The organism is Micromonospora sp. NPDC051543 (assembly GCF_044454415.1).
GTDB lineage: Bacteria > Actinomycetota > Actinomycetes > Mycobacteriales > Micromonosporaceae > Micromonospora.
In genome coordinates this window covers 77,137-94,640 of sequence record NZ_JBITDT010000016.1, presented here as the reverse complement: position 1 = coordinate 94,640, position 17,504 = coordinate 77,137, and the positions used below count along the sequence as shown (strand labels likewise).

The 17,504-nt window shown below is 72.0% G+C and carries 13 protein-coding genes; 5 read left to right on the top strand and 8 right to left on the bottom strand.

The features are described from left to right. Positions 1-174: 174 nt before the first annotated feature. Complete coding sequence (locus ACIA3K_RS25915) at positions 175-1,659, top strand: sugar transferase (RefSeq protein WP_396804268.1); 1,485 nt, start codon at positions 175-177, stop codon at positions 1,657-1,659. Here ACIA3K_RS25915 and ACIA3K_RS25910 read toward each other — a convergent pair. Further along, positions 1,653-2,798, bottom strand: coding sequence for a PP2C family protein-serine/threonine phosphatase (locus ACIA3K_RS25910; protein WP_396804267.1), 1,146 nt, complete (start codon positions 2,796-2,798; stop codon positions 1,653-1,655). The two genes, ACIA3K_RS25915 and ACIA3K_RS25910, sit on opposite strands and share 7 nt — an antisense overlap. 96 nt (positions 2,799-2,894) lie before the next feature. Between ACIA3K_RS25910 and ACIA3K_RS25905 the strand changes: the two genes are divergently transcribed. Beyond that, complete coding sequence (locus ACIA3K_RS25905) at positions 2,895-3,524, top strand: MarR family winged helix-turn-helix transcriptional regulator (protein ID WP_396804266.1); 630 nt, start codon at positions 2,895-2,897, stop codon at positions 3,522-3,524. Between the two features lie 16 nt (positions 3,525-3,540). Here ACIA3K_RS25905 and ACIA3K_RS25900 read toward each other — a convergent pair whose 3' ends face one another. Both ACIA3K_RS25900 and ACIA3K_RS25895 read right to left on the bottom strand, forming a co-directional pair. Continuing rightward, positions 3,541-5,211 (bottom strand): SpoIIE family protein phosphatase, encoded by a 1,671-nt coding sequence (locus tag ACIA3K_RS25900; protein ID WP_396804265.1) that lies wholly within the window; start codon positions 5,209-5,211, stop codon positions 3,541-3,543. A 128-nt stretch (positions 5,212-5,339) separates the two neighbouring features. Next, a complete protein-coding gene (locus ACIA3K_RS25895; RefSeq protein WP_396804264.1) occupies positions 5,340-6,578 on the bottom strand; it encodes an ROK family protein in 1,239 nt (412 codons plus the stop codon). A 78-nt stretch (positions 6,579-6,656) separates the two neighbouring features. On the opposite strand from ACIA3K_RS25895, the gene xylA reads away from it, so the two are divergent. From xylA to ACIA3K_RS25880, 3 genes are all read left to right on the top strand, one after another. Further along, positions 6,657-7,844, top strand: coding sequence for a xylose isomerase (gene xylA / locus ACIA3K_RS25890; protein WP_355052205.1), 1,188 nt, complete (start codon positions 6,657-6,659; stop codon positions 7,842-7,844). 9 nt (positions 7,845-7,853) lie between these two features. After that, positions 7,854-9,272, top strand: a complete 1,419-nt coding sequence (gene xylB / locus ACIA3K_RS25885; RefSeq protein WP_396804263.1) for a xylulokinase — start codon at positions 7,854-7,856, stop codon at positions 9,270-9,272. A 91-nt stretch (positions 9,273-9,363) separates the two neighbouring features. Then, positions 9,364-10,797, top strand: coding sequence for an MFS transporter (locus tag ACIA3K_RS25880; RefSeq protein WP_396804262.1), 1,434 nt, complete (start codon positions 9,364-9,366; stop codon positions 10,795-10,797). 230 nt (positions 10,798-11,027) lie between these two features. Here the strand turns inward: ACIA3K_RS25880 and ACIA3K_RS25875 are convergent, their stop codons facing one another. From ACIA3K_RS25875 to ACIA3K_RS25855, 5 genes are all read right to left on the bottom strand, one after another. Further along, positions 11,028-12,683 carry a glycoside hydrolase family 13 protein gene (locus tag ACIA3K_RS25875; RefSeq protein ID WP_396804308.1) on the bottom strand — a complete coding sequence of 552 codons (1,656 nt, stop codon included), beginning with the start codon at positions 12,681-12,683 and terminating at the stop codon, positions 11,028-11,030. A 33-nt stretch (positions 12,684-12,716) separates the two neighbouring features. Then, complete coding sequence (locus tag ACIA3K_RS25870) at positions 12,717-13,763, bottom strand: LacI family DNA-binding transcriptional regulator (RefSeq protein WP_357134251.1); 1,047 nt, start codon at positions 13,761-13,763, stop codon at positions 12,717-12,719. A 67-nt stretch (positions 13,764-13,830) separates the two neighbouring features. Beyond that, positions 13,831-14,799 carry a carbohydrate ABC transporter permease gene (locus ACIA3K_RS25865; protein ID WP_396804261.1) on the bottom strand — a complete coding sequence of 323 codons (969 nt, stop codon included), beginning with the start codon at positions 14,797-14,799 and terminating at the stop codon, positions 13,831-13,833. 1 nt (position 14,800) lies between these two features. Next, positions 14,801-15,847 carry a sugar ABC transporter permease gene (locus ACIA3K_RS25860; RefSeq protein ID WP_355052210.1) on the bottom strand — a complete coding sequence of 349 codons (1,047 nt, stop codon included), beginning with the start codon at positions 15,845-15,847 and terminating at the stop codon, positions 14,801-14,803. Between the two features lie 70 nt (positions 15,848-15,917). After that, the gene (locus ACIA3K_RS25855; protein ID WP_396804260.1) at positions 15,918-17,264 is read right to left on the bottom strand and encodes an ABC transporter substrate-binding protein; all 1,347 of its coding nucleotides are present in this window, start codon (positions 17,262-17,264) and stop codon (positions 15,918-15,920) included. Positions 17,265-17,504 lie beyond the last annotated feature (240 nt).

The window sequence follows — 17,504 nt, the reverse complement described above, 5'->3', positions numbered from 1 at the left end:
GGTACGGCGGGTTCCTTTTGTGGCCACGGGATTGAGGAAAAGTGACGGCAATACGTCGGAAGCAATCGGCAGTCATAGTTGTCAGGGCAGGATGTCGACGTGTTCCGGCAATGTCGGTCCGCCTTCGGCCCCGACCCGTCGGCCGGGGCCGTCCTGATCAGAGTGGGAGGGCCGGTGACGACCGCGACACTGTTGACCCCCGCCGACACCTCGGCGACGCCGCAGGACCGTCCGAGCGGACTGGTGGCCCGTGCCGACGAACGTTCCTACATCCGGGTCCTGGTGGTGCTGGACACCACCGTCCTCATCATCGCGCTGCTCGTCGGATACGTCGGCAGGTTCGGTGACGAGGAGCCGGTCGGCTCCAAGATCCCGTACGTGCTGGTGGCCCCCGGCCTGGTCCTGGCCTGGCTGATCTCCCTCAAGGCGCTCGGATGCTACGACGACCGGGTCGTCGGCTACGGGGCGGACGAGTACCGGCGGGTCAGCTCGGCGAGCCTGCGCCTGGCCGGCGCGATCGCCATCGTCGGCTACATCGCCGACGTCGGCGTCTCCCGGGGGTTCCTCGGCATCTCCTTCGCGGTCGGCACGGTCGGGTTGGAGGTGACCCGGTTCGCGGCGCGCAAACGGTTGCACCGGGCCCGCTCGAAGGGCGCCGGCTGGTCCCGCCGGGTGCTCGTCGTCGGCGACACCGCACACGTCCTGGAACTGGTGCACACCCTGCGCCGCGAGCCGTACGCCGGTTACCAGGTGGTCGGCGCGTGCATCCCCGACGCGCTGTTGGCGCCGGTGGCGCAGCGGCTCGGTGACGTACCGGTGGTGGGATCGTTCCGGGGCATCCCGGAGGCCGCGACCGAGATCGGCGCGGACACCGTGGCGGTGACCGCCTCCGGTGAGCTGACCGCGGCCCGGCTGCGTCGACTCGGCTGGCAGTTGGAGGGGACCGGCGTCGATCTCGTCGTGGCCCCCGCCCTCACCGACGTGGCGGGTCCGCGGATCCACACCCGCCCGGTCGCCGGGTTGCCCCTGATCCACGTCGAGGCGCCCGAGTTCCGCGGCGCGCGCAAGTTGGTCAAGGGGTTCGTCGACCGGTCGATGTCGTCGGTCGCCCTGGCGCTGCTCCTGCCGCTGATCGCGGTCATCGCGTTGGCCATCAAGCTGGACAGCCGCGGGCCGGTGTTGTTCCGGCAGGTCCGGGTGGGGCGGGGCGGGCAGGAGTTCGGGGTGTTCAAGTTCCGGACGATGGTGGTCAACGCCGACGTGCTGCTCGCCGAGCTGGCGGCCCGGAACGAGACCGACGGCCTGATGTTCAAGATGCGCGACGACCCTCGGGTGACCCGGGTCGGCCGGCTGCTGCGCAAGTGGTCGCTGGACGAGCTGCCGCAGCTGGTCAACGTCCTGTTGGGCCAGATGAGCCTCGTCGGACCGCGTCCGCCGCTCCCGTCCGAGGTGGCCCGCTACGACGGCGACGTGGCCCGGCGACTGCTGGTCAAGCCCGGCATGACCGGGCTGTGGCAGGTCAGTGGCCGGTCCGACCTCAGTTGGGAGGACGGCATCCGACTCGATCTCTACTACGTGGAGAACTGGTCGCTCGCCGCCGACCTCACCATCCTCTGGAAGACCGCCGGCGCGGTGCTGAACAGTCGCGGCGCCTACTGACCGCCACGCTCACTCTGCGGGCCGGTCCAGTCCAGGCAGACCACCACGGCGTCGTCGACGAGGTCGCCGGCCACGAAGGCGCGCAGGTCGCCGAGGAGCGACCGGACGGCGTCCAGCGGCTCCATCGGGCCCGTCCGCCGCAGGAACCGGTCCAGTGCCGTCTCGCCGTAGCGGATGCTCTGCCCGGTGGCGTCCACGACGCCGTCGCTGACGACGAACAGCCGGTCACCGCGTTCCAGCGTGAACGTCTGCTCGTGGTAGTCGGTCGCCTCGAACATGCCGAGTGGGAACTGCGCCTCCAGCGGCTGTTCGGTGACCTGACCCCGGCGCAGGAGGACGAGCCGTGGCGAGCCGGCGTCCACCACGGTCATCGTCCCGGAGCGCAGGTCCAGCTCCATCAGCAGCGCGGAGAGGTGCCGTTTGCCCCGGTACTCGTCGTAGATGGCCTGGTCGGCGAGGGCGGCCTGGTCGCTCAGGCCGAGGCCGGCCCGGCGGGCGTTGCGCAGCGCGTGGGTGGCCAACGACGTGAGCAGCGATGCCGCGACACCCTCGCCGCTGCCGTTGACCGTGGAGAGCCAGAGCCGTTCCCCGTCGTCGGACCAGTCGAAGCTGTCACCCCGCACGGCGTACGCCGGTTCGAGCTGCCCAGCCAGGCTGAACGAGGGACGGACCCGGCTCCGGCCGGGAAGCAGGTCCCACTGCATCTCGGCGGCCAGGGTGAGCCGCTGGCTGCGTCGGGCCACGCTGTAGACGTCGGTGCCGGGGGAGACGGCGGCCACCTCGTGTGCGAGCGAGGTGGCGATGTCGGCCAGCGCGGCGAGCACCGCCGGGTCGTCGACCACCGGCGCCAGGCGCAGGACGCCCCGGCGTTCGCCGCGCATGCTCACCGGAAGCCAGGCGACGCCGTCGACCAGGACGGGGGACTGGTGGTCGAAGGCACGCCAGGCGGGGTGGCCGGCGCCTCGGAGGGAGTCACCTTCGGTGAGGGGCAGCAGCTCCGCGAGGCGGTAGTCGACCTGGTACAGCTCCGCCTCGGAGATCCCGTACGCCTCGTCGAGAACCGTGCGGACCCCACCCACGAGACGGTCGGCGGGTGTCTCGTTCAGGGTACGTCGTGCCCGATTGACCGGTTCGCTCATCAGGTCTCTTTCATCCGAGCTCGACCACCTCTGGGTTCGGAGTAGTCTCGGGCCACCATGGCCGAACACAACGGTCCACCGGACCCTACGACGAGTATGGCTGCCGCATTGGACGCGGCGGCGGGTGCCCTGCTGGGCGTCTGGGATTCCGCCCGCGAGGCGACCGCCAGCCGGGTCTCCGGTGCCCAACTACGGGCGGTGATGGTGGTCGAGCAGTACGACGGAATCAACCTACGCCGGCTCGCCAGCCGTCTGGACATGTTGCTGAGCTCCGCCAGCCGCCTGTGTGACAGGTTGGTCGCGGCGGGCATGCTCGAGCGCGAGCCGGGGCGCTTCGACCGGCGGGAAATCTCCCTGCACCTCACCCCGGAGGCCCGTCGGCTCCTCGCGGAGCTGCGCAAGGACCGCCAGGAGCGGCTGGCCGCCGTGTTGGCCGCGATGAGCCCGGCGGGTCGCGCCGCGCTGGTGAGCGGGGTGCGGGAGTTCGACGAGGTCGCCCGCCGGCAGCGCGCGCGGAGCGGGTCGGACGACGGGGACTCCCCGCGCGGGCGGGACGAATGGCCGCAGGACCCGGACCGGCCCGACGGCCCGGCGCGCAAGTCGTCGGAGCACCCGGACCAGCCCAGCCGAGGAGTGTGGCAGGGCGGGGCGGCGAAACCGGAGCGGACGGTGGGCACGCCCCGCGACTGGTCCGCCGGCGAGCCACCCGTGGCGCGGACCGCCTGACGGTCGAACAGCAGGGTCAGCCCGGTGTCGACGCGCACACCGCCAGCATGGCGATGTCGTCGGGGGCCTGCCCGCCCACCCACTCGTCGATGACCTGGAGCAGCCGGTCGACCAGGGCCGCCGGAGGCAGACCGGCCGCCGCGGCGAGTGCGCCGCGCAGCCGGCGTTCGCCGAACTTCTCCGCGCGGGCCGGGCCGCCGCTCGCCTCGGTCACCCCGTCGGTGTACGCGAGGAGCAGATCGCCCGGATCGAGGTGTACCCGTACCTCGGTGAACCGGGCGTCGGTCAGCGCGCCGACCGGCATACCGCCGACCGGGACGTCCGTGACGGAACCGGCGGCGGTGACCAGCAGCGGGGCGGGGTGTCCGCCGCCGGCGATCCGGAGATCCACCCCCGTCGGTCCGTGCTCCATCCACCCGAGCAGCAGGGTGGTGAGCTGGCTGCGCCGTGCCGCGTCGGGAGCGTCGAACAGGGTGCGGTTGAGCAGGTGGATCAGCTCCAGGGGGCGCTGCTCGACGAGCCGGAGCGTCTGTAGCGACTGACGGACCCGCCCGGTCAGCACGGCCGCGCCGACGCCCTTGCCGGACACGTCGCCCAACGCGAACAGCGCGCCGCGCGGGTGCGGGAACACCTCGTAGAAGTCTCCGCCGATGCGCAGTGTGTCGCCCGCGGACCGGTAGCCGCCGGCCATGCGTACGCCGGGCACCGTCGGCAGCTCCGGCGGGAGCAGGCTGGTCTGCAACACCCGGGCCAGGTGGGCCTGCTCGCCGTACAGCTCCGCGGCGGCCAGCGCCGCGCCGGCCCGCGCGGCGAATTCGCGGGCCAGCTCGCGGTCGCGGGAGTCGAAGTCGGCCCGCCCGGCACGGCGGACGAGCAGCAGGGCGCCGGCCGGGCCGCCGGGGCCGCGCATCGTGCTGACCAGCGCCGCGGCGGGCCGGCCGAAGCTGGGCGGAAGCAGGGCGGTCAGCCCGGCGACGTGGGCGTCCGGCCAGGGGGTCGGCTCGCCGAGGTCGCCGTCGAACGCCGCGCCGAGATCGGGATTGAGGTCGCTCAGCTCCTCATCGGCCACCCCGGTCACCGGGGCCGGCTCGCCGTCGGCGTACCGCGTGAAGCGGGGGTGCGGCTCGGCCGGCGCGGGCGGGCGGAGCAGCGCCACGGCGGCGTCGGCCAGGTACGGCACGGCGAGGGTCACGGTGGTACGGAGTGTGTGGTCCCGGTGCAGCGAGAGCCCGAGCCGGCTGCCGGCCTGGGCGAGGAAGGCGGTGCGGGAGCGTTCGGCCAGCAGGGCGTCGGTGCGGGCGTGCTCCTCGGTGACGTCGCGGACGTACCAGGCGTACCGGTTGCCGGCGAGCTGCCGCCGGATGCCACGCAGGTGGCGGCCGTGGTGCTCGGCCTCGAACGCGGCGGTGCCGTCGCGGACGGCTCGGGCCAGCGCCGCCATCGGGCACCCGGACAGCTCGACGCCCGCGACGATCTCCGGGAGCAGCTCGACCGCCCGGGCGTTGACCAGGGTCACCCGGCCGGCCGCGTCGGTCGTCAGCACCGCCTCGGCGAGCCCGTCGAGCAGCTCGCGGGCCAGCGGCGGGTCGGCGGGCAGCCCGGTGCCGGGGTGGCGGGTCGGACGGCGCGACGTCTGCCCGTCCCCGCCGACCGGACCGGCCGAGCCGCCCCGTTGGGTCGTGGTCACCGCCCGACGCCGGCCCGCGTCCGACGACCTGTACGCATGCTGCTCCCGCGCTCCTCGCCTGCCGATCGTTGCTCGACGGCAAGGGTACCGAGCCGCACCGACACACTCCCAGACCGCGTCGCCGGTGGTCAGCCGGCGCGGTTCAGCCAGCCGGCGGGTCGGGCGACGATCCGCCGTACCACGGAGCCGGCCGCGCCCACGGCGGCGGCCTCCGGCCCGAGGGTCGACGGGCGGACGGTGACCGGTGACCAGGCGGCGGTGAGCACCCGGGCCTTGATCTCGGCGAGCACCGGCGGGCAGAGCCAGGGCGCGAGCGGGGCGTACCCGCCGCCGAGTACCACGGTGTCCAGGTCCAGCAGGTTCACCACACCGGCGACCGCCACCCCGAGGGCCGTGCCGGCGTCGTTCAGGGCGCGCAGCGCGGCCGGCTCGCCGGCCTCGGCCAACTCGGCCAGGCGGGCCGTCGCGGTGTCGGCGGGTAGCTCCGCCCGCACCAGCCCGGCGCCGGCCACGATCGCCTCCTGACCCGCGTACTGCTCCAGGCAGCCGCGCCCACCGCAGCGGCAGGGCCGCCCCTGCGGGTGTACCGGCAGGTGCCCGATCTCGCCGCTCCAGCCGCGTACGCCCCGGAACAGCGCGCCGTCCAGGACGATCCCCGCGCCGATGCCGACCTCGCCGGAGATGTGCAGGAAGCTGGCCGGGCCGGGCGGTCGGGAGTGCAGCTCGCCGAGCGCGGCGAGGTTGGCCTCGTTGTCCACCACCAGGGCCGGTACGTCCGGTACCCGATCGGTGAGGGGTGGGTGCGCGCTCAGCAGCTCGGGCACCGGCACGTCCCGCCAGCCGAGGTTCGGCGCGAGCCGGACCTTCCCGGCCTCGTCGATCAGGCCGGGTACGGCGAGCGCGGCCCCGGCGAGCGTGAGGCCCTGCCGGGCCGCGTCGGCGCGGGCCTGCCCGGCGAGGTCGACGAGGCGGGCCAGGGCGTCCTCGGGCGCGACGGGGCGCAGGTCGGCGCGGTGCACGGTGCGGTGGCGGACCTGGCCGGCGAGGTCGACGACGCATACCGTCAGATAGTCGACGTTGACTTCGAGCCCGAGCCCGGCCGGGCCCTGGTCGGCCAGGACCAGTCCGCGTGCCGGGCGGCCGGCGCCGGCCCGGGGCGCCGGCTCGGCCTCGCTGACCAGTTGGCCCGCGAGCAGGTCCTCGACGACCGCGGAGACGGTGGCCCGGGTCAGCCCGGTGGCCGTGGCCAGGTCGGCGCGGGACGGGGGTCGGTCGGCGGCGGCGATCCGGCCGAGGACCAGGGCGAGGTTGAGTTCGCGCAGGCTGCCCTGACGGGCTGCGCCGACCGGGGCGTGGGTGGGGCTCACCCCTTGACACTGCCATAGGGCGGGCAAATAATTCAATCGCTGAACAAATACCTGACACCACCATCCCGGAGGTCAACCATGGCACCTCGTCCCACCCCCGCCGACAAGTTCTCCTTCGGGCTCTGGACCGTGGGCTGGCAGGCCCGCGACCCGTTCGGCGACGCGACCCGCCCCGAGCTGGACGCCGTCGAGGCGGTGCACCGGCTCGCCGAGCTCGGCGCGTACGGCATCACCTTCCACGACGACGACCTGATCCCGTTCGGCGCGGACGCCGCGACCCGCGACCAGCACATCGCGCGGTTCCGCAAGGCCCTCGACGAGACCGGCCTGGTGGTGCCAATGGTCACCACCAATCTCTTCACCCACCCGATCTTCAAGGACGGCGGCTTCACCAGCAACGACCGCGACGTCCGCCGCTTCGCGCTGCGCAAGGTGCTGCGCCAGGTCGACCTGGCCGCCGAGCTGGGCGCGAGCACCTTCGTCATGTGGGGTGGCCGCGAGGGCTCGGAGTACGACCTCGCCAAGGACGTCCAGGCCGCACTGGACCGCTACCGCGAGGCCGTCAACCTGCTCACCCAGTACTCCATCGACAAGGGCTACAACCTGCGCTTCGCCCTGGAGCCCAAGCCGAACGAGCCGCGCGGCGACATCCTGCTGCCGACCATCGGGCACGCGCTCGGCTTCATCTCCCAGCTGGAGCACCCGGAGCTGGTCGGCCTCAACCCGGAGGTCGGGCACGAGCAGATGGCCGGGCTCAACTACGCCCACGGCATCGCCCAGGCGCTCTGGCAGGGCAAGCTGTTCCACCTGGACCTCAACGGCCAGCGTGGCATCAAGTACGACCAGGACCTGGTCTTCGGTCACGGTGACCTGATGAACGCGTTCGCCCTGGTGGACCTCCTGGAGAACGGTGGCCCGAACGGCGGGCCGACCTACGACGGTCCCCGGCACTTCGACTACAAGCCGTCGCGTACCGAGGACATGGACGGTGTGTGGGCGTCGGCGGCGGCCAACATGAGCACGTACCTGCTGCTCAAGGAGCGCGCTGCGGCGTTCCGCGCCGACCCCGAGGTCGTCGAGGCGCTGGCCGCCAGCAAGGTCGGCGAGCTGAGCACGCCGACGCTCGGCGACGGCGAGGGCTACGAGGAGTTCCTGGCCGACCGTTCCGCGTTCGAGGACGTCGACGTGGACGCGGTGGCCGCCCGGGGCTTCGCCTTCGTCCGGCTCAACCAGCTCGCCGTCGAGCACCTGCTCGGCGCCCGCTGAGGCCCCGCCATGCCGCTGGTCGCGGGCGTTGACTCGTCCACACAGTCCTGCAAGGTGGTCGTCCGGGACGCGGAGACCGGCGCCCTGCTCCGGCAGGGCCGGGCGCCGCACCCGGACGGCACCGAGGTCGACCCGGAAGCCTGGTGGCAGGCGCTGCGCGGCGCCGTCGACGAGGCCGGTGGTCTGGCCGACGTCGCGGCGGTCTCGGTCGCCGGCCAGCAGCACGGCATGGTCTGCCTCGACGAGGGCGGCCAGGTGGTCCGTCCGGCCCTGCTGTGGAACGACACCCGCTCCGCCGACGCCGCCGCCGACCTCGTCGAGGAGGCCGGCGGCGGCGCGGAGGGGCGTCGCTTCTGGGCCGACGCCACCGGCAGCGTGCCGGTGGCGAGCTTCACCATCACCAAGCTGCGGTGGCTGGCCCGGCACGAGCCGGAGCAGGCCGCCCGGGTGGCCGCCGTGTGCCTGCCGCACGACTGGCTGACCTGGCGGCTGGCCGGCGCGCCCGGCCTGTCCGCGCTGCGGACCGACCGGGGGGATGCCAGCGGCACCGGCTACTGGTCCCCGGCCACCGGCACCTACCGTCCGGACCTGCTGGAACGGGCGTTCGGCCGGCAGCTCGTGGTGCCCGAGGTGCTGGGCCCGGCCGAGTCGGCCGGTCGGCTGACCGGGGAGTGGGGCGACGCCCTGCTGGGGGCGGGCACGGGCGACAACGCCGCCGCCGCGTTCGGCGTCGGCGCCGGTCCCGGCGACGTGGTCGTCTCGATCGGCACCTCCGGCACCGTCTTCAGCGTGGCCGACGTTCCGGCTGCCGACGACAGCGGTGCCGTGGCCGGCTTCGCCGACGCGTCCGGTCGCTTCCTGCCGCTGGTGTGCACGCTCAACGCCGCCCGCGTGCTGGACGCCGCCGCCACGATGCTCGGCGTCAGCCTGGACGAGCTCGCCGAGCTGGCCCTCTCCGCCCCCGCCGGCGCGGACGGGCTGGTCATGGTGCCCTACCTGGAGGGCGAGCGGACGCCCAACCGTCCGCTGGCCACCGGTGCCGTCCACGGCCTGACCCTGCGCACCTCGACCCCCGCGCACCTGGCCCGGGCCGCCGTGGAGGGCATGCTCTGCGCCCTCGCCGACGGTCTGGACGCGCTGACCGCGCAGGGGGCCACCGTCCGCCGGGTCATCCTGGTCGGCGGTGGGGCACGGTCGGCCGCGGTCCGCCGGATCGCGCCCCAGGTCTTCGGCTGCCCGGTCGTGGTGCCGCCCGCCGGGGAGTACGTCGCCGACGGGGCCGCCCGCCAGGCCGCCTGGGTCGCCCTGGGCGGTCCGACGCCACCGCAGTGGGACGTCAAGGGCACCGAGGAGTACGCGGCGGAGCCCGTCCCCGCCGTCCGTGACCAGTACGCCGCGGCTCGCGGGCTGGTGCTCGACCGGCGCTGAGCGTCGGGTCGACCGGGTGGGCGTCGGTCAACGGTGATCGACGCCCACCCGCCTGCCAACCTGCTCGGCCGGGTCTGATTGGCTGCGGGTCATGACGGTGACCAGTGGCGGGCGGGAGCAACGCGCGCGCGGCCGGGGCGGTGGCCCGGCGCACCGGCTGTACAGCATCGTGGTGTTCGTGGTGCTCGCCTCGCTGGACAACGTGGCGATCGGACTGGTCCCACCGCTGTACGGGCCGATCGCCCGGACGTTCGACGTGTCGACCGGGCTGCTGGGCGTGGTCACCGCCGTCAGCTTCCTCGTCAGCGCGGTGGCCGCCGTCGGCTGGGCGTACGTCGGGGACCGCAGCAACCGTAAGCCGCTGCTCATGGTGGGCACGCTGCTCTGGGCGGCGGGCACCGGCGGCAGCGCGCTCGCCGGCGGGTACCTCACGTTCCTGGCCGCCCAGTTCGTCGCGGCGGTCGGCCTCGGCGCGGTCGGCTCGGTGGGCTTCTCGGTGGTCACCGACCTGATCTCACCGGCCCGCCGTGGGTTGGTGATGAGCTTCTGGGGGCTCTCCCAGGGCGTCGGCACGCTCGCCGGCACGCTCGTCGGTGGGCTGCTCGGTGCGACCGACTGGCGGCGGCCGTTCCTGCTGCTGACCGGGGTGGGGCTGACCGCCACCGTGGCGTACCTGTTCACGTACGACATCCGTCGCGGCCAGAGCCAACCGGAGCTGGTGGACGCCCTGGACTCCGGTGCCGAGTACGACTACCGGATCAGCCGGGCCGACCTGCCGCGCATCCTGGACCGGCGGACCAACCGGTGGCTGATCCTGCAGGGCCTGACCGCGCAGGCCGCCTTCGGTTCACTGGTGTGGCTGCCGAGGCTCTTCGCCGAGCGGGCCGAGGCCCAGGGCTACTCGGAGTCGACCGCCGTGGTGGTCGGCAGCGTCTTCGCCACTCTCTTTCAACTCGGCGGGGTCCTCTCCATCGTGGGCGGCCTCGTCGGCGACGCGGCGCAGCGGCGTACCCCCCGGGGCCGGGCAGTGGTCGCGGCGGTCGGCATCCTCGCCGCGCTCCCGTTCTACCTGGTGTTGTTCTTCGTGCCGGTGACCATCGACGTGCCGGACGGCGGGAGCGGCGGCGCGGTCGTCGGCGCGGTGCTGGCCAGTGTGTTCACCGAGCCGTCGGTGGGGCTGAGCCTGCTCACCGCCGTGGTGGCGCTCGCGTTGACGTCGGCCAACTCGCCGAACTGGTTCGCGCTGATCGCCGACGTGAACCCGCCGGAGCACCGGGGGACCGTCTACAGCCTCGGCAACCTGGTCAACGGCGTCGGCCGGGCGGCCGGCAACGGGCTGGTCTGGGGGGCCTTCCAGGGGCTGCGAACGGCGTTCCCCCCGCCCCTGAACTTCGCCGTCGGCCTGGCCGCGTTCCAACTCTTCTTCATCCCCACCGGCGTCATGTACTGGCTGGCGTCCCGCACGTCGCCCACCGACATCGACAATGTCCACAACCTGCTCCACACCCGAGCCGAACGCCTCTGAAGTCGCCGCCTCGGGGCCACGCCTCCCAGGTCCGCGTAGTGCCAGCGCCACCTTTGCTCTGCTTCAACCCAGGCAACACGTAAGGCCGCCGACTGTCGCCTGGGTTGAAGCAGAGCAAAACGCGTGACGCACACCCGGCCCTCCCGACCGCCCCACCGACCCGGCGCGCTGAAAGCGGTGGTCGGTCGGGGCGGTGGGGCGCTGGGCGGTGCAGCGGTCGATCGGGCGGGTCAGCCGCGCAGATAGACCGTGACGTCGGTGGGGATCGTGCCTTCGGTCAGGGGTGCGCTGGTGGCCAGTACCTCGGCGTTGGGCGGGACCGGCACGGGGGCTTCGCCGAAGTTGGTCAACACGGTCACGTCGCCGTTGCGGAACGCCAGCGTCTCGTCACCGGAGGACAGCCACTCGAGCGTGCCCCGGCCCAGACCGTGGGCGCGGCGTAGCCGCAGCGCCGCGCGGTACAGCTCGTACGTCGAGCCGGGCACGTCGCGCTGCCGGTCCAGCGCGTACTCCGCCCAGGACGGCGGCTGCGGCAGCCAACTGGCGTCGGTGGGCCCGAAGCCGTACGACGGGGCGTCGGCCTCCCACGGGATCGGCACCCGGCAGCCGTCCCGGCCCCGCTGGGTGTGCCCGCTGCGCGCCCAGGTCGGGTCCTGGCGGGCCTCGTCCGGCATGGTGGTGTGCTCGGGCAGGCCCAGTTCCTCGCCCTGGAAGAGGTACGCGGAGCCGGGCAGGGCGAGCATCAGCAGGGTGGCCGCCCGAGCCCGACGCAGGCCGAGCGCGGCGTCCGGCTGCGGGTCACCGATGCCGATGCCGTTGGGCCGGCCGCCACCGACCGCCAGGCCGAGCCGGGAGGCGTGCCGCACCACGTCGTGGTTGGACAGCACCCAGGTCGTCGGCGCGCCCACCGAGTCGGTCGCTTCCAGGGACCGGGTGATCACCGCGTACTGGGCCGGCGCGGTCCACGCGGCGAGCAGGTACTCGAAGTTGAACGCCTGGTGCATCTCGTCCGGGCGGACGTAGCGGGCCAACCGCTCGGCCGGCTCGACCCACGCCTCGGCGACCAGCACCCGTTCGCCGGGGTAGCTGTCCAGGACCTGCCGCCACTGCCGGTAGATCTCGTGCACGCCCTCCTGGTCCCACATCGGCGGTCGCGGCTTGTCAATCTCGTTGCCGGAGAGGATCTCCTGGGGCTCCTGCCAGTCGGGCAGGTTCGCCTGCTTGATGAGGCCGTGCGCCACGTCGACCCGGAAACCGTCCACCCCCCGGTCCAGCCAGAACCGCAGGACGTCCAGGAACTCCTCGTGCACCTCCGGGTTGTCCCAGTTGAGGTCCGGCTGGCCGGTGTCGAACAGGTGCAGGTACCACTGGCCGGGCTGGCCGTCCGGGTCGACCGTACGGGTCCACGCCGGACCGCCGAAGACGCTCTGCCAGTCGTTCGGCGGCTGGTCCCCGGCCGGGCCGAGGCCGTCCCGGAAGATGTACCGGGACCGCTGAGCGCTGCCCGGGGCGGCGGCCAGGGCCTCCTGGAACCAGCGGTGCGCCGAGGAGGTGTGGTTGGGCACCAGGTCGACGATCACCCGAAGGCCGCGCGAGCGGGCTTCGGCGATCAGCTTGTCCGCGTCGGCGAGGGTGCCGAACAGCGGGTCGACGTCCCGGTAGTCGGCCACGTCGTAGCCCGCGTCGGCCTGCGGCGACGGATAGAACGGGGACAGCCACACCGCGTCCACCCCCAGCTCGACCAGGTGGTCGAGGCGGGCGGTGATGCCCGGCAGGTCGCCGATTCCGTCGCCGTTGGAGTCGGCGAACGAACGCGGGTAGATCTGGTAGATGGCGGCCTCGGTCCACCAGCCGGTGGCGGTCTGCTGCGTCGGGTCGGTGTTCAGGGTCGTCTCCCGTGTCGTGCCGTGGTTGATGTTTCAGTGTGCCCGGGGCGGTGCGGTGGACTCCCGGACGACCAGCCGAGTGGGCAGGATCACCGGTGAGTCGCCCTCGGCGGTCCGTTGACCGACGATCGGGCCCAGCGTGCGGGCCCCGAGCGGGTCGAGCAGTATCCGGGCGGCCAGCCGGCCCTGTTCCGCGGCCGGCTGGGCCACGGTGCTGAGGCCCAGCACACCGGCGAGGTCGTGGTCGTCGATGCCGACCACGCTGACGTCCTGCGGTACGCGCAGGCCGGCATCGCGCAGCGCGGTCATCGCGCCCATCGCCATCTCGTCGCACGCCGCGACGATCGCCGTCGGTGGCTCACCGCGGGCCAGTAGTTCGGCGGCGGCCCGGTTGCCGCCGTCGATGGTGAACGACGACTCGACGTCGAGGCTCGGGTCGGGTCGCAGGCCGGCGGACCGCAGCTCGGCCTGGTAGCCCCGGCGTCGGTCGAGGTGGGTGGTGTAGGCCAGTTCGTCGTCGGGGTCGCCCGAGATGTGCGCGATCCGACGGTGGCCGAGGTCGAGCAGGTGCCGGGTCGCCATCCGGGAGGCGGCCACGTCGTCGATGCGTACGCAGGGCCAGTTCGGGACCCGGCTCCCCGAGCTGATGGTCACTCCGGGCAGGTCCAGGGCGGCCAGGGCGGTCAGGTCGGCCGGGCGCAGCGGCGTGGCGACCAGCATGATGGCATCCACCCGCTTGTGGAGGTTGGCCGTACGCAGCACCCGCTGGCGGATCTGCTCCCGACCGCCGAGGTTGTAGAGCAGCAGGTCGTAACCGGAGTGGTGGAGGTGCTCCTCGACAGCCTCGACGACGGTGCTGAAGAACCAGCGGGTGATCCGGGGTACGACCACCGCGACCGTGCCGGTGCGACCACCGGCGAGCCGGGACGCGCTCGGCGAGACCGCGTAGTCGAGCTGCTCGGCGGCCGCGAGCACGCGGCGTCGGGTGGCGGCCGAGACCGTCGGCAGCCCGCGCAGGGCCCGCGAGACGGTGGCCGTGGAGACCCCGGCCAGCCGGGCGACATCATCTATCTTCGTCACGGTTCCCCCGCTCGGTACCCGTCGCCCGCCGCCGCCCTCAGGGGCCGGGCGGCGGCGGGCAAGCGGGTCAGCCCTTGACGCTGCCGGCGAGTAGACCTCGCACGAAGAAGCGCTGTAGGGACAGGAATACGACGAGCGGTACAACGATCGAGACGAAGGCGCCAGCGGTGAGCCGCTGCCACTCGTTGCCCCGGGTGCCGGCCATCTCGGCCAACCGGACCGTGAGCGGCGCGGTCTCGTTGCCGCCACCGGCGAAGATCAGCGCGACCAGCAGGTCGTTCCAGACCCAGAGGAACTGGAAGATGCCGAACGCGGCCAGCGCCGGAGTGATCAGCGGCAGCACGATGGTGCGGAAGATCTTCGGGTGCGTGGCCCCGTCGACCCGGGCCGCCTCCATCAGGTCTCCGGGGAGCTGCGAGATGAAGTTGTGCAGCAGGAAGACCGCGAACGGGAGCGCGAAACAGGTGTGCGCGAACCACACCTGGGCGAACTTCTGTTCGTCGACCAGGTCCCAGGCCGGCATCAGGGTGACGCCACCGAGGCTGACGCCGGTGGAGAAGAACTTCAGCAGCGGCACCAGGGCCATCTGCAGCGGGACGATCTGCAACGCGAAGATCGCGATGTAGAGCCAGTCCCGCCCGCGGAAGTTGATCCACGCCAACGCGTACGCGGCCAGCGAGGCGAAGGCCAGCGGGAAGAGCACCGACGGGATGGTGATCGCCAGCGAGTTGATGAAGTAGCTGGCGAGCTGCCCCGACGACGCGGACCGCCCGAAGAGGACCTGTTGGTAGTTCTCCAAGGTGAACTGCGGGTTGGTGAACGCCGTCCACCAGCCGGTCGTCTTGATCTCGTCCTCCGGTCGGAGGGAGGAGACGAGCAGGCCGAAGGTCGGGATGGTCCAGACCACCGCGATGACGATCGACACGAGTGTCGCGGTACGGCTGTTCAACCGCTTGCGAACCCGGCCGGCGGTGCTGGACGGGGTGCCGGCGGTCTTCTGGGCGCCGGTGGCGACGGTGGGCGTTGCGGTCGTCATCTCAGCCCTCCCGCTGACGACGGAGGTTGCGGATCTGGTAGATCACGACCGGGATGACCAGGATGAAGAGGAAGACCGCGAGCGCGGAGCCCTGCCCGTTCTGGCCGTACCGGAAGGCCTGGTTGTACATCTCGCTGGCGATCACGCTGGTGTCGTAGTTGCCGTTGGTCGAGGTCCGGACGATGTCGAAGACCTTGAGCGTGGCGATCGTGAGCGTCACCGCCACGACGATCAGCGCCGGCCGGATGCTCGGCATGGTGATCTGCCAGAACATCTGCCACGGGCTGACGCCGTCGAGCCGGGCGGCTTCGACGATGTCGCCGGGGATGGCCTTGATCGCGGCGGAGAGCACCACCATGGCGAAGCCGGCCTGGATCCAGACCATGATGACGATCAGCAGCAGCGTGTTCAGCGGTGACTCGAGCAGCCACTGCTTCGGCTCACCGCCGAGGCTGACGACGATCTGGTTGAGCAGACCGATCTGGTCGCCGTCACCGCGGTACGCGTAGACGAACTTCCAGATGATGCTCGCGCCGACGAACGAGATGGCCATCGGCAGGAAGATCAGTGACTTGGCGATCGCCTCGAAGCGGGCCTTGTCCACGAGTACGGCGTAGATGAGGCCGAACGCGGTGGCCACCAGCGGGACCAGGAGCACCCAGACCAGGGTGTTGATCAGGACCCGGACCATGGAGTTGTCGGAGAACATCCAGCTGTAGTTGCGCAGCCCCACCCATTCGGTGCTGCCCCCGTTCATCAGCGAGAGCAGCATGGTGCGGATGGCCGGTACGACAAGACCGATGGTGAGCAGCAGCAGCGTCGGCAGCAGGAAGAACAGGGCGAAGAGCCCTTCCCGCTGCTTGGGTCGCCGGGTCAGCGGCGTGCCGCTGATGGAGGCGGCGACGAGCTGGGCCTCCCGCCGTCGGGCGAACCAGGCAGGCACCACGTCGAGCAGCAGGAGCAGACCGCCCACCACCACCACGAAGGCGACCAGCCCGTACATCAGCATGAGGAGCTTCGGCTGCTCGTCGGCGAAGTCGAACTCCATCAACCCTCCCTCTCGGGTCCGGATCGGCCGGTGGCCCGGCTCGCGTACGCGAACCGGGCCACCGCCGTGATCACTTCGGCCAGCTGCTCTCGATGCCCTGGAGCACCGGGGCGGTCTGCTTGCCGTTCAGCCAGTCGACCATGCCCTTCCAGAACGTTCCCGCGCCGACGGCGGCCGGCATCAGGTCGGATCCGTCGAAGCGGAAGGTGCCCGTCTTGTCCTGCAGGATCTGGACGGACAGCTTGTCGATCGGGCTGGCCACGTTGGCGATGTCCAGCTTGTTGTTCGCCGTGACCCAGTTACCGAGCTTCGCGCGGCTGTTCACGTACTCGCCGGAGGCGAGGTAGGTCTGCACCGCCTGCACCTCGGGACGGTCGGCGTACGCGACGACGAACTCGCCAGCGCCCAGGACCGGCTTGCCCTTGGCCGGGTCGATGGTCGGGAAGTAGAACGCGAACGCGTCACCGTTCTCGTCCACCTTGGTGCCCTCGGGGAACTGGTTGGCGTAGAACGACGCCTGCCGGTGCATCGCGCACTTGCCGGTGGTCACCGGCAGACCCGCCTCCTGGAAGGCGGTGGTGGTGATGCTCTTGACGCCGCCGAAGCCGCCGTTGACGTACTTCTCGTTCTTGAGGATGCTGCCGGCGCGGTCGACCGCGTCGACGATCCTCGGGTCGTTGAACGGGATGGCGTGGGTGGTCCACTGGTCGTAGACCTCGGGGCCCTGCGTCCGCAGGATCACGTCCTCGATCCAGTCGGTGGCCGGCCAGCCGGTGGCGTCACCGGACTCGACGCCGACGCACCACGGCTTCATGCCGCTAGCGGCGATCTTGTCGCTCAGCGCGATGAGCTGGTCCCAGGTGGTCGGAACCTCCCAGCCCTTCTCCTTGAAGGTCTTGGGGGAGTACCAGACGAAGGACTTGACGTTCGCGCCGAGCGGCACGCCGTAGAGCGTTCCGTTGACGGTGCCGTACTTCAGCCAGTCGGCCGGCAGGTTCTGCTCGGCCATGGTCTTGGTGTCGGCGCCGAGGGACTTCAGCTTGCCGGCGTCCGCGAACCGCTTCACGAGGCCCGGCTGGGGCACGAACGCGATGTCGGGGGCGTTACCGCCGTCGACCCGGACGGGAAGCTGCGCCTCGAACTCGCCGCTGCCCTCGTAGGCGATCTCGATGCCGGTGCAGTCGGTGAACTGCGACCACGAACGCTCGAGCAGGTCGGCCTCGGCGTCACGGATGGACGCGTAGATCGAGACCTTCTTGCCGTCGTTGCCCTGGTACTTCTCGTACGGGGCACATTCGGCGGATCCCGCCTTGTCGCTCTTCTTGTCATTGCCGGTACCGCAAGCGGTGGCGCTGAACGCCAGCCCGAGTACACCGGCGATCACGAAGGCCTGGCGTGGTCTGGTAAAGACCGCCATGCCGTCCTCCTTCCTAGCCGGCGTGGTCTCCGCTGGTGACCCGCGCCGGTCCGATTGGGCGTGCACACATGTAAGCGCTTGCATCAGGTCTGGTCCACCCCCTGTCAGACACGAGCGAGTAACAATCCCGAAACCTCGTGTCCGCCGGCTGGGCGCGTTCCCAGGCGCAGATCCGGCCCCTTCCGGAGACTGGCGATTTCTGTCAGGCTGAGGGCACCTCATCGAAGGTTTTGCACATAG

Bases quoted from the DNA above. Each gene is read 5' to 3' on its own strand.
- xylA (WP_355052205.1), top strand. From the start codon at position 6,657: ATGGCACCTCGTCCCACCCCCGCCGACAAGTTCTCCTTCGGGCTCTGG.
- ACIA3K_RS25860 (WP_355052210.1), bottom strand. From the start codon at position 15,847: ATGGAGTTCGACTTCGCCGACGAGCAGCCGAAGCTCCTCATGCTGATG.
- ACIA3K_RS25865 (WP_396804261.1), bottom strand. From the start codon at position 14,799: ATGACGACCGCAACGCCCACCGTCGCCACCGGCGCCCAGAAGACCGCC.
- ACIA3K_RS25905 (WP_396804266.1), top strand. From the start codon at position 2,895: ATGGCTGCCGCATTGGACGCGGCGGCGGGTGCCCTGCTGGGCGTCTGG.
- ACIA3K_RS25855 (WP_396804260.1), bottom strand. From the start codon at position 17,264: ATGGCGGTCTTTACCAGACCACGCCAGGCCTTCGTGATCGCCGGTGTA.
- ACIA3K_RS25910 (WP_396804267.1), bottom strand. From the start codon at position 2,798: ATGAGCGAACCGGTCAATCGGGCACGACGTACCCTGAACGAGACACCC.
- ACIA3K_RS25880 (WP_396804262.1), top strand. From the start codon at position 9,364: ATGACGGTGACCAGTGGCGGGCGGGAGCAACGCGCGCGCGGCCGGGGC.
- xylB (WP_396804263.1), top strand. From the start codon at position 7,854: ATGCCGCTGGTCGCGGGCGTTGACTCGTCCACACAGTCCTGCAAGGTG.